Source organism: Pedobacter sp. L105 (assembly GCF_009765875.1).
Lineage (GTDB): Bacteria > Bacteroidota > Bacteroidia > Sphingobacteriales > Sphingobacteriaceae > Pedobacter.
The window spans coordinates 38,182-50,664 of sequence record NZ_LMUP01000007.1; the positions used below are offsets into that span (position 1 = coordinate 38,182).

The following is a 12,483-nucleotide window of genomic DNA, read 5'->3' on the forward strand; positions in this document are numbered from 1 at the left end:
TTAAAAGCTTGCTTTTTCAAGATGTACCTCTTCCTGTTTAGCCTGCTCATCTACTAAATACTGTACCAGCAGATCGTGCGGATTGAAACCAATTACATTCACCGCATCAGCTACAAAATTTGAAAGTGCATTGATATCGTAATAATAGATCTCCCCGTCACGGTCGTCAATAATATATTCAATTCCACCTACATCAATGCCGGTATGCGCCATGATGGTTTCTATGTTTTTCACTACTTCTTCAGACGGTGTAAAACCCTCTACCTTTAACCCGTTTTTTGGTGCATCTATTGCACAGGCATTCCTTATCAATTCATCGCCAGTATTGGTCTGGCAAATATCTGCCGGGCATAAATTGAACGTATCACCCGTTAAATAAACCCTGATGCCATAGATCACTTTGCCACCAATCGTTTCTACCCTTGATATATAACCTCCTTTGGCCGGAATGAACTCCTGCACCAAAGCAGTATGGTCGATTCCAAAATCTATAGCCTCATTTGCAATCGCTTCTTCTACCTCTTCCAGTGAATTGAATTTCTCGATACCGGCACCGCTGCCCCCAATATTCGCTTTGATCACGATGGGGAAACGCAGACCTTCCAGTGCTTCTTTGATTTTAGAAACGTGGTTAACCACCTTAGATTTTGGATATTTAATGCCCAGGGACTGCAGCAAGCTTAGTTGTAAAGCTTTAGAAGTTTCGTATACATAAGCTTTGTAACCGTTGATTACCCTTACACCATGTAATTCAAGATGTTTTAGATAATATTGGGTATAAAACGTACCCTGAATACCGTCGCGTAAGTAGGCTGAAGGACTCATCCGGTTAAAAAATACTTTGAAATCTGGTTTAGGCGCGTCTATTGCATATTGATGCCGAACCGGATTGATGCTTTGAAAAGCTATTCCCTGCTTTGTTAACAGTTCAAATAATGGTTTGAACCAATCAGGGTGTTCGTGTGAGATGATTATAGGTTGCATGGACTATTCTTTTTTACTAAAATAGTTATTTATTCTTTGCCTACTAATATGGTAGTTTAAATATTACATTGTATTTAAACGTGCCCTGCCATGAACGCTATTTTTCTATTAACTCCCTGATCATCATTGCTACACCAATAGTAGCAGGCTCCTGTATTTTTTTAACGAGCCTCCCTCCGCTTACCGGTGGGATATTCGGGTCAATTACATACCTGATTACGCCGGCGGGTACAAAGTCAATTAATCCTGCTGCAGGATAGACAGCTAGTTTAGTTCCTATGACAGCGAAAATGTCTGCCCGACTGCATATTTCTGCCGCAATTGGCAGGTTGGGCACTGCTTCTCCGAACCACACTACATGAGGACGCAACGGTTTGCCATATTTGCATAGATCAGTGGCCTTGATCTCCCATCCTTCAATGGGATAAGTTAAGGACGCATCTACATCAGATTGTGAACGGGTAATTACGCCATGCAGGTGTAACACATTTTTAGAACCTGCCCTTTCATGAAGGTCATCTACATTCTGGGTAATGATCTGAACATCAAAATGCTGTTGCAGCCTGGCCAGATCCAGATGGGCCTGATTAGGCTCTGCCGCCTGTACCGCTTTGCGGCGCTCATTATAAAAATCCTGTACCAGCACAGGATTACGCTGCCAGGCTTCCGGGGTAGCTACATCTTCAATATTGTAACCTTCCCAAAGGCCATCCGAGTCTCTGAAGGTTTTTAATCCGCTCTCAGCGCTAATGCCTGCCCCGGTTAATACGACGATCTTTTTCATTGGCTATTAATAATCAACCATCTGCTCATCAACATAACACCAAAGCCAGCGCTCATCGGGCTGTGCAGAAGCGATTACGGGGTGATGACTTTGATGGAAATGTTTAGTCATGTGCTGATTGGGCGACTGATCACAACAAAGCGTAACGCCACAGGTCTGGCAAACACGCAGGTGTACCCATTCATCATCAGTTTTGATACATTCTTCGCAAACAGCTTTACCGGGTTTAACTTCAGTAATCATACTGATGTGGGAACAAATTTCGTTTTTCATATCTTTCAGATTTATTTACCAGGAGCGAAGGCTGATGAATTTACTACATACATAAAATGGGCATGCCCAATAAGGTATGCCCATCCAAGGTAAAGATTTATTTTAAATAAACGATAATTTTTATGGTTTCGTGACTATATCTTCCTTGTTATCGGGCAGCGCACTTTTCTGCACCATATTTCCAACCAGCAGTTGTGCAAATTTAGCTTGCTGCTCCCCTGCTTCCGAAAGATTGATCAGCGGTGTTTGTGCAGAATACATTAATTTCTGACTGTCAGTTAGGTACAGGTTGTTTTGCCAGTAGTATTTTTCATGGGCATCGTAATAACCCGGCTGTCCAATACGACTGGTGATCGCATTGTAGTATTGTCCGAAAAGGTTTACACTATAACTGTAAGGCGTATTGTTAATTTCTCCGGGAACAAATTCCTTTGTTTTATCATTTTTGAGCAGGGCAACGGTAATGATCACATCTACTCCCTTGCTTTTCAGCTTACTCAAAGTAGCGGTGTCCGTTAGTTTCTCTGAAGATGCTGATCCGTATTCCTGCGACGAGGAGACGGCATCATAACCCATTCCCTTCAGATCAGTAACCATACTATTTTCTATGTTTTCCCTCAAACCGGGATCAGCTGTTTTTACCAATCCAAGCACCATAATTTTATGATAAATCTCTGTACGCTGATTTACCCATCCTGTACTGAGTTTTGAGGTACTGCATCCTGCTGCAAGCAGCAATACGATACTGATATATTTGATATTCTTCATGTGCTCCCGCTATTTGGTTTTGTATTGATGACAATCTTACAAAAAAATAGTTCATGATCTCAATAGTACTGAATTTTTAACTGTAAATCAAATTCTTTATCACAAACAGTTTAATCCCTCTGCAAATTTCTATAAAGCAGTAATCCAACAGGAATAGGAAACCAAAACGTAAAAAAACGGTACAATAAAGTAACTGTCAGCGCTGCCTGTACGGGCACGCCAAGTGTAGTGAAAAAATAGGTCATTGCACTTTCGTAAACAATCAGGGAGCCCGGAGAAATTGGCAGTGCACCAACCACCAGGGAGAGCAACAGACCAAAGGTGATGACGTGAAAAGGCAATTCAATATGGAAACCTTTAAGGACTGCGTATGCAGTCACTACATCGGCCATGATAATTCCAAGCTGCAGCAATATGGAAATTAAAAATTCTTTTTGGTTTCCAGCCAGCAAATTACCATCCGCTTCAGTTTCTTTATGCTGAGATAGCGAAGTTACTTTTTTGATATAATTCTGGATCCGTTTAAAACGGCTTAGTTTATTCACGATGAAATCAACAATTCGCTGATTGCTGATGATCACTACAACTATACCCAATATGATGTAAAATACAAATCCTGTTAATGCCCCATAGCGAATAGGTTCTGTAATGAGCCTGTGATCATGAATATACCATCCATAAAATACTGCCAGTAGCAAAACCATGGCGATGTAATAAGAAATTGATTCCAGTACCAATGTTTTAAAAGCACGTCCTCCGGGCACCCCTCGCTTTACCAGCTGGTTGAAAATGTAACCATTACCACTGATACCGCCAGTTGGTAAGGCCTGGTTAACAAACATGATGACAATAGAGGTTTTAAAAAGAGTAAAAAAATCAGGGACTTTAGCCTCTTTTCTCAGGAATATCTTTAAGATACAGGCATTGAATATATAGGTAAAAACCTGGGCACCAATAGTCAGTAAAAGCCATGCCGGGCTCATCTGTAACAACAGCGTTTTGATGTCTTTCAGTTTTCCGAAATAATGGATGCCGAAATAAAATACCAGCAAAGACAATACATAAAATATAAGACGTGAAGGGCTGAATAACGATTTCTGTTTTTTGGTCATCTTTGATAAACAACACTTTTATAAAACCAATGTTTGCCTACTATTACAAATCATGCATTATTGCCGTAAAAACGTGATTAAACCGACTCCACAGTGTCCATACCCATCTTTAGACAAATCATCACTTCCTCCAGTAACCGGAATTGAGGTCATTCATCAAACAAACACAATGACAATTTCTTCTATAGCAGAAAACCCTCCGGAATAATCCGAAGGGTTTTCTATAATTTATTTAAACGGCTTATTCAGCAGCAATTTCTTTTTCTTCTATTTCTATCGCCGGAGGGATGAGCTCATAAATAATAGGTGTTACAATCCTGGACAATAAAGTGGAACTGATCAGTCCTCCGATCAAGACAATGGCCAGCGGAGAGATTAATGGATTGGTAGATATTGCAATGGGGATCAGTCCGCCGATAGCTGTTAAGGAAGTCAGTACGATGGGTAAAAACCTGATCTCCCCTGCTTCACGGATAGCTTCCTGCAATCCCATTCCCTTTCGTCTCAGCTGGTTGGTAAAATCCACAAGCAGGATGGTGTTTTTCACCTCAATACCCGCCAGTGCAATCAGCCCAATGATCGCAATAAACGAGAGCGAATTGCCCGTTACCCAAAGCGCCACAGCAGCGCCTACCACACCCAAAGGAATAACCGACAGAATAATCAGTGTGCTTTTGAATGTTTTAAACAGCAGTACCAGCACGGCAATGAACATAAATACAGTGACCAGGATGATGCTCATAAAACCGCCGAAGGAATTGTTCTTTGCTTCTACTTCACCACCCATTTCATAACTGTAACCCGGAGGAAGTTTCATTTTATCCATCTTCTGTATCACGTCGTCTACCACGCGGCTTACCAAAAAGCTCTTTTGAACATTGGCCTGTACAGATACAACCCGCTTTTTCTCCTGATGGTTAATGACAGCAGGTGATGCTTCCAGCTGCAGATCGGCTACCTGGTTAAGCGGCAGGGCATTACCTTGTGCATTATTAACATATAAATTACGGAAAGCATCTAGTGTAGGCCTTCCTTCTTTCAATCGAGTAAGCAATACATTAAAACCATATTTATTATCATTATTATAATAAGTACCTAAACTTAAACCTGTTACTGCCAGTCGGGAAATCTGGTCTACATCCATTGAAGATACCCCCAGCTGCTGTGCTTTATCTTTATTTACCGCAACGCGGATATCACTCTTCAGCAAGCTCACAGGATTGTTGATATACATGGTGCCTGGTGTTTTGTGCAGCATTTGTTCTACCCGGATCGATAGTGCACGCAATGTATCCAGGTTATCACCAAACAGACGTACTTCAACCTCGGCAACTACCGGCGGCCCCTGCTCAAAGTTTTTCACTTCTACTTTTGCTCCCGGATACTTTGCCCAGCGGTCCTGTAACTTCTGGATTAACGCCAGTTTGGCATCAGGTTTAGTATCCGGATCCAATTGTATAAACAACTGCGCATAATCGCTCCGGTTATTTTCCGGCACAATATTATAATAGATCCTTGGATTACCCCTTCCCACGTTTGTGGCATAATACTTAATCAACGGTTCATGTTTCAGCTGCTTTTCGATAGCCAGTGTTACGGTATCTGTATAAGGCAGGTTAGATTGGTTAGGTGTAGTAATATTGATCAGGAAGGCTGGTTTTTCTGATGCAGGAAACAAACTAAAGCCAATGATCCCAAAAATATAGATCGATGCGCTAAATAGCACAACCGCAACACCGATGGTAAAAAATGGCCTTTGCAGGGCTTTGTCCAGCAGACGGGCATAACTGCCATGAATCAGTTTTTTTAACCCGCGCATCAGGAAGTTTCCTTCAGGATTGCCTACATGGTTTTTTAATAAACGGCTGGATAAAAAAGGAATAATTGTTAAGGAAACCAGCATGGAAGCCAGCACACAAAATATAACGGCTAAAGGCAGACAGCGGATAAAATCACCCGATCCTTCAGGCAGGAACACCAAAGGCATAAAAGCAATGATCAGGATCACTGTGCAGCCTATCACCGCCATACCAATCTGTCCCGTAGCTTTTAGCGTAGCTTCCATCCGGCTATGCCCTTCCAGCATCCAGCGCTCTATATTTTCTACCACCACAATGCTGTCATCCACCAGTAAGCCCAGGGCAACCACCAAACCTACGATGCTCAGCTGGTTGAGGTTAAAACCAAACAATTGCAACAGCACGATACCGATGGCCAGGGAAAGCGGAATAGAGATCATTACAATTACGGCCGGTCTGAAACCTAAAGGAAGCAGGGTAACCGCTACCAGCAAAATAGCGATGATAAAATCATGTCCTAAACCGGTTAAACGTCTGTTTACATTTTCTGCCTGGTCAAAATTCTGAACCAAATCAATATTATTGGGCAGTAATTTCTGAAAATTGGCGATTACTCCTTTATAAGCTTCTTGTGTTTTGGTAATATTCTCACCGTCCTTTTGTGCAGCAACAACGAATACACAGCGATGGCCATTTAATCGTGTAATGTGCTCCTCTTCGCCATAACCGTAATACACATGTCCAATATCTTTCAGCAGGATATTTTTTGTTCCTGCAGGTGATACGATGGTATTGTTTACGGCATCCAGCGTGCGGTAATCGTTGGTTTTAATATTAAAAGTTTGATGTCCTGCATCTACACTGCCTCCGGGAATACTGGCCATTTCGCTTCTCAGGCTATTGGAAACAGCACTCAGGGGAAGATGCATCTGGGCCATTTTCTCCAGGTTAAGTTCTATACGCACCTGTTGTGCAGGTAAGCCATATATCGTTACCTGTTTCAGTGAAGACACTTTTTCCAGATCATCCTGCAGCTTTTCCGCAAAATACTTGAGGCGGCTGCGTGGTGCATTTTCCGACACCAGCGCTACCTGCAAAACATTCACATCTGTAGGCTGCTGCTTTTGTACTTCAATACTGGTAATATCTGCCGGCAGTTCGCTCCGCTTGTTATTCACTTCACGCACCACCTCCTGATACTTGGAGTCGATATTACTGCTGTATTTATATTCTACACGAATTACCGCTACGCCATTGGAAATAGTGGTACGCAGGCGTTTAATATCATCCAGGCTGGAAATTGTTTTTTCCAGCGGGGTAACTACCCTATCTTCAATATCACGGGGATTTGTTCCCGGATAGTTTACAATAACCATAAAAGAAGGAGGGTGCATTTCCGGATCTTCCGATCGTGGCATACTGAACATAGTAGTTAAGCCCAATACAATGATCATCAGGAAGATCACCAGGGTAAACTGACTGTTTTTTACAGCATATTCTGAGATTTTCATATTTTGAATATTTTTTTTATCGGTTATGAAGCTATCATGATCTTAAGCTCGTTTTTTCAATAGTAAGCTCTTATTTTTCTTTATTGAATTCAAGAACCCGGAAACCCGGTTTGTTAGGAGATTTTAAAGATCATGGAGGTTTCATTTCCCTATTTTACAGGTGATTGAATGGTGATTGCGCTGTTATCGGTTAGATATGCGGAACCTGATATGATGAGTGCTCTGGACTGCCCCAGGCCATCGGTGATCGTTACCGTATTTTTATCGATACCGGCAACCGTTACTTTTACTTTATGTGCCCTTTTATTATCATCAGTAACAAACACGTAACCGATGGTACCGTCCCCGTCCAGCAGTGCTTCATAAGGGATCTGCCAGTTTCCTTCAGTATGTGAATTATGGGTTGGTGTAATGGTAGCCTTGCCAAACATCCCGGCAGCAATAGCCTGTGGTTTTTTACCCGTTAAGGTAATATCGGCAGTAAAAGTCCCTGTAACAGCATCTATCCCTTCCGCTTTGCGGCTTACCACTCCATCCAGCAGCTGGCCGGGAAGGGCAGTCGTTTGAATCACAGCGTGGTCGTTAAGTTGCAGCATTGACCATTCGCGGTCGCTGATGCCTACCCTTAACATCCATTTGCCAGATGCCGCACCATTGGTCTGAAGAACAGCTGTGCCTGCAGCAATCTGCTGTCCAGGATTGGCCAATTTTTTAAGGATATAACCGTCTTTCGGCGCACGTATTTCAGAATACTGGCGATTAAAACTTACCATACTCAGCAGTTGCTGCGCCTGCTGTAAAGAAGTTTTACCATTCTGTAATTGTTCTAGCGTGGCTACGCTATCTTTATATAAATTCTGTGTACGCTGGTAATCACGTTTCGCTTTTTCTAAGGATAGCTGTGCCTGCTGTACCTGTGCATTGATCTCTGTAGGATTGAGCGTAGCCAGCAGCTGGCCTTTTTTTACCGCATCGCCTTCTTTTACCGCGAGGCTGCTGATAATTCCTCCTGTTTTAAAGGAAAGCATTACTTCATCATCAGTAGTGAACTGGCCCGAAACAGCCATAGTTGAATTGCTGTTCTCCTTTTTCAGTTCCATGATCTTTACAGGAATGACGGCAGCATCAATCTGGCTGACAGCTGCAGGATGTGACGTACAGGCGGCAAGCATCGATATGCATAACGATAAGCTGATGTAATAAGTAGGTTTCATATAGATATATTTTATAGAATGCTGTTAATTATTTTTGTTGATTGGATAAGTAGCCTGCTCACGTTCCAGTTCAGCAAGGCTGATTTGCAGGTCGGCCTGCGACGCTGCCATTTGTAACCTTGCACCGGTAAGCTGATCTTGTGCATCTACCAGTTCGAGGAACAGCAACTGTCCTGCGCGGTAGGCTTTCAGCTGATCGTTATAATATTTGGCCGCAAAAGACAACTGGGCCGCTGTGCTTTTAAAACCTACTTTGGCCGATTCATAATTGTTGAAAGATTGATTTAACTGTAGCTGCAGCGAAAGCTCCGCCTGATCCAGCTGCGCTGTGGTCGCGTTGAGGCTGGCATGTGATTGCGCCGCACGGTATTTACGCTGTCCTCCGGTAAAAATATCCCATTGCAGGTTTACCCCCCATAAGTAATAGCGGGTTTTATCGTTCACGCTGAAATCAAATCCCTGCGATCCCAGGTCGATATAAGTATTCAGCCTAGGGATAAAACCTGATTTTTGTAACTTATAATCCAGTGTATACACCTGTTGCTGGGTGCGTAATTGTTTCAGTTCTTCCCTGCCGCTGGTACCCACAGTGGTATCAGGTTCAAGCAGAACTGCGGCTACGATTGTACTATCGATCAGAATAGAATCCTTTAAGGGGCGGTTTAGCAGGAAATTGAAATAGTCGCGCGCATTCTGGCTGCTGTGCTGTGCCTGTATCAATTGCGCATTGGTTTTCTCCTGCTCTGTTTTGGAGCGTAGTAAAGCCGTTCCGTTACGTGTGCCATTGCGCAGCATGCTTTCGTTTTCCCTGATGTTTTCGCGGATCAGAACCATCGCACTTTTGTACACAGCGATACTCTGCAGACCCTGGAAATAGCGGTAATAGGCAGTTTTAATATCTTTTACCAGCGTTCTTTTATAAACGTTAACCGCAGCCTGCTGACTGCTGATCAGCTGCTGTTTGATCAGCTTGTTATAATGGATCTCTGCATTGATCAACGGCAGTGAAGTCCGCATTTTCAAATCGTAGAAATTATCCGGATTTAGCAGGATGGATTCATTCTTTAGCTGCGGATACTTTGTAGAATTGGTAAGCTGGTTCAGTGCGGTATATATCGGGTTTACCAGATCACCCACCGGCACATCAATGGTTCGGCCTCCGGCCGATTTGGTATAATCTCCAATAATACTAACCGTTGGAAGGAACATCGCCTGCGCCTCTTTCAGTGCGTAAAGGGATTTATCCAGGTTAAACTGTTGCTCTTTTAAACCTTCGTTCTGCGCAAAGGCTGTAGAAATGTAATTATCCAGCTGCGGGGATTGTTCCTGCCCCACCACATTGCTGCGAAAAATCACCAGGCATCCGAGGAATAAAAGGCCCGTTCTAATAAATGATGTGTACATAATAAACAGTGTTTAGTATTGTTGCTAAAAAAAACATATTATTTTGAATATGTCTGGTGTTAATATTTAATAAAATGAAATTATCGTTACTACCGTATTGTTAATGAGACATGTATTTGTTATAAACAGTGTTCATTAAAGTGGTAAATTTTTTTAGACAGTTATCAAATCGATATAATCTTCTAAAGAAGCGTATAATATTTTTTCTATACCTACTCCTTCAGGTAGCATTTTTAAACGGCAGCGTAAATTCAATGATACTAACCCATGTACAGTAGCCCACATTTGCAGGCTGCCCAGCGTTGCATCCTGTATCCGTACTAAGTTTTTCGCCATGCATTCGTTCAGACAATCTATCAGATAGTCAAAAGATTTCTTTCCATGATCTTTATGGGTCTGCTCATTAACGTTGGTAGGTGCGCGGATAATAAACATCAGATCATATAATTCGGGGTTCGTCAATCCAAATGAAATATAGGTTTTACCTATCTGTCTCAACCTTTTCAAAGGATCTTTACTAGTGGCTTTTTTCTTAAAAACTTCCAGTAACTGAATATACGCCTGCCCCTGAACATCATATAACAATTCGTCTTTATCTTTGTAATACAAATAGATTGTACCTGGGCTATATTCAATCGCATCGGCAATATTGCGGATAGAAGTTTTGGCATAACCTTCCTCAAGAAACATTTTCAAGGCTGCTGCCATGATCATTTGTTTCTTTTCAACCTTCTCCCGCTCTTTTCTTTCAGATATTCCCATTTTCAAAAATTAAACGCCACAAACATAATGAATGGTGTTCAGTAAATAACAGAGATTAGTTCATATTGCATGGATATGACATTTTATTTGTCCGTTATTATCTGGATTATAATGCCTTTGGCTCCTGAAATAAGGATTTTAAGAGAAAAGTTTATAGCTGCGTTTTCTATTTATTTTATATCGAAAACAGATTTGTGTTTTCTTCTAATTTGATCTTGTAATGAGAAGACATTAGGAAGTCATTGGAAGGTGGTTGAGAGGTGGTTGGTTTATCCCGGGGATAAACCAACCACCTCTCAACCACCTTCCAATGGATAATAAATAGATTTGCAGGGCAAAGCGAAAGTTTAGCCTATTATTCTGTGTCTTACTGATCAGAAAATGGGCTTACACAAAATGGCAGAACAGCTTACTTCAGATCGGGTATTGGAAAAATATATCCTCCAAATAAAACATACGACCATAATAGTGTCCAGAAGATATTAAATATCTGTGCAATAATAAAAGTATAGGCAGGTCTTCCTCCCTGCAATTTTACCAGGTCAGAAAATCTGGCTTCCATCCCAATACAAATAAAAGCCATTCCGAACCAAACCGTCCTTAAACTATTCAGCACTGTACTTACCCCTTTAACCGTTCCCGGAGAAAGTAAAAAAGAAAAGATTAAGGAAGCAGCAATAAAACCCAGCACAAATTTAGGGAACCTTTCCCATACGATTTTTAAACTTGGCTTTCCTGCATTGATTTGTAAACTGCCTTCTTTGGCTGTAACGTTTGTCTTTTTATAAGCCCACCAAATAGAGATAAAAAAGGCAGTTACCCCGATAAATACATTTTGAGAGAACTTAGCGATTACACCTGCTTTCACAGCTGCAGGCCCAACCAGCTGTCCGGCTGCTGTAACAGAAGCGGTAGTATCTAAAGTACCGCCCAGCCAGGCGCCACCTACAATTTCCGGAATATGTAAAACCCTGATGATCCAGGGCTGAATGATCATCATCGGTATAGCCATGAGCAGTACCAGTGTTGTAACATAAGATAGTTTTTTCTTATCTCCATTGATCGCACCGGCCGCTACAATAGCTGCCGATACCCCACAGATCGATACGGCAGAAGCCAGTATGACCCCAAACTCATCATCTACTTTCAGCCTTCTGCTCAACCATAAAGAGAAAAACCAGACTGCTGTAACCACAATAACCGCTTGTATAATCCCCGGCAGACCGGCTGTAACCAGATCGGCAGATAAGATGGTGGTACCCAATATCACCAATCCGGTTTTAATATAAAATTCTGAGCGTACAGCTTCTTTTAACCATCGGGGAAGCGTGGTTAAATTACCTATCAGCAATCCAATCAGTAAAGCAAATACCACATATTCCAAACCGTAATAAGCAACGCCTTTATTACCTCCTACAATGAATGAAATAATTACAAGCGTATAAACAAAGGCAAAACCTGCTGCAAATCTTTTGATATTACCACCTGATAAGGCGATGGAGACAGCCGCCAGGAACAGGAATACCAGACCCGTTTCCACGATCAGCAGGAGGTTATCCAGGGAAAGTATTTTACCAAACAGTTCATCCGTACCGCTCCATTTGAAGGCCGGTAAGTGAAAAACAACACCTTTGTCCGTAAACCACAAAACGAAAGAGATAATGAGTGCGCCGAGAATAACTGCCCACCAGTCTTCGGTCAGGGAATTGAAAAAAGGTTTTTTAACCGGCGACACCTCCGCCTCAGATTCAGCCAGCGCTGCCTCAAGATTAATATTTTCTGCCATAAATTTTGATTTTTTATTTGTTTTATGCTACTTATTATAATTTGATAATCAGCGAGATGGTTAAATAAGCGCTATTGCAATGATAT

Annotated in this window: 10 protein-coding genes; all 10 read right to left on the reverse strand. The window is 41.9% G+C overall.

Annotated features, from left to right (window positions below; translation table 11 throughout):
• A complete protein-coding gene (locus GSQ84_RS13970) occupies window positions 1-984 on the reverse strand; it encodes a RimK family alpha-L-glutamate ligase (protein WP_158797899.1) in 984 nt (327 codons plus the stop codon).
• A gap of 97 nt (window positions 985-1,081) precedes the next feature.
• Window positions 1,082-1,768 carry a Sir2 family NAD-dependent protein deacetylase gene (locus GSQ84_RS13975; RefSeq protein WP_158797900.1) on the reverse strand — a complete coding sequence of 229 codons (687 nt, stop codon included), beginning with the start codon at window positions 1,766-1,768 and terminating at the stop codon, window positions 1,082-1,084.
• A 6-nt stretch (window positions 1,769-1,774) separates the two neighbouring features.
• Window positions 1,775-2,041, reverse strand: a complete 267-nt coding sequence (locus tag GSQ84_RS13980) for a UBP-type zinc finger domain-containing protein (RefSeq protein ID WP_158797901.1) — start codon at window positions 2,039-2,041, stop codon at window positions 1,775-1,777.
• A 120-nt stretch (window positions 2,042-2,161) separates the two neighbouring features.
• On the reverse strand, window positions 2,162-2,809 hold the full coding sequence (locus tag GSQ84_RS13985) for a hypothetical protein (RefSeq protein ID WP_158797902.1): 648 nt from the start codon (window positions 2,807-2,809) through the stop codon (window positions 2,162-2,164).
• 110 nt (window positions 2,810-2,919) lie between these two features.
• Window positions 2,920-3,921 (reverse strand): lysylphosphatidylglycerol synthase transmembrane domain-containing protein, encoded by a 1,002-nt coding sequence (locus GSQ84_RS13990; RefSeq protein ID WP_158797903.1) that lies wholly within the window; start codon window positions 3,919-3,921, stop codon window positions 2,920-2,922.
• Window positions 3,922-4,162: 241 nt separating this feature from the next.
• Window positions 4,163-7,231 (reverse strand): efflux RND transporter permease subunit, encoded by a 3,069-nt coding sequence (locus tag GSQ84_RS13995; RefSeq protein WP_158797904.1) that lies wholly within the window; start codon window positions 7,229-7,231, stop codon window positions 4,163-4,165.
• 149 nt (window positions 7,232-7,380) lie between these two features.
• Window positions 7,381-8,445, reverse strand: coding sequence for an efflux RND transporter periplasmic adaptor subunit (locus GSQ84_RS14000; RefSeq protein WP_254070865.1), 1,065 nt, complete (start codon window positions 8,443-8,445; stop codon window positions 7,381-7,383).
• A gap of 24 nt (window positions 8,446-8,469) precedes the next feature.
• On the reverse strand, window positions 8,470-9,849 hold the full coding sequence (locus GSQ84_RS14005; RefSeq protein WP_158797905.1) for a TolC family protein: 1,380 nt from the start codon (window positions 9,847-9,849) through the stop codon (window positions 8,470-8,472).
• Between the two features lie 153 nt (window positions 9,850-10,002).
• Entirely contained in the window at window positions 10,003-10,611 is a 609-nt protein-coding gene (locus GSQ84_RS14010) for a TetR/AcrR family transcriptional regulator (RefSeq protein ID WP_158797906.1), read from the reverse strand.
• A gap of 409 nt (window positions 10,612-11,020) precedes the next feature.
• The gene (locus GSQ84_RS14015) at window positions 11,021-12,397 is read right to left on the reverse strand and encodes a YeiH family protein (protein WP_158797907.1); all 1,377 of its coding nucleotides are present in this window, start codon (window positions 12,395-12,397) and stop codon (window positions 11,021-11,023) included.
• Between the last annotated feature and the right edge of the window lie 86 nt (window positions 12,398-12,483).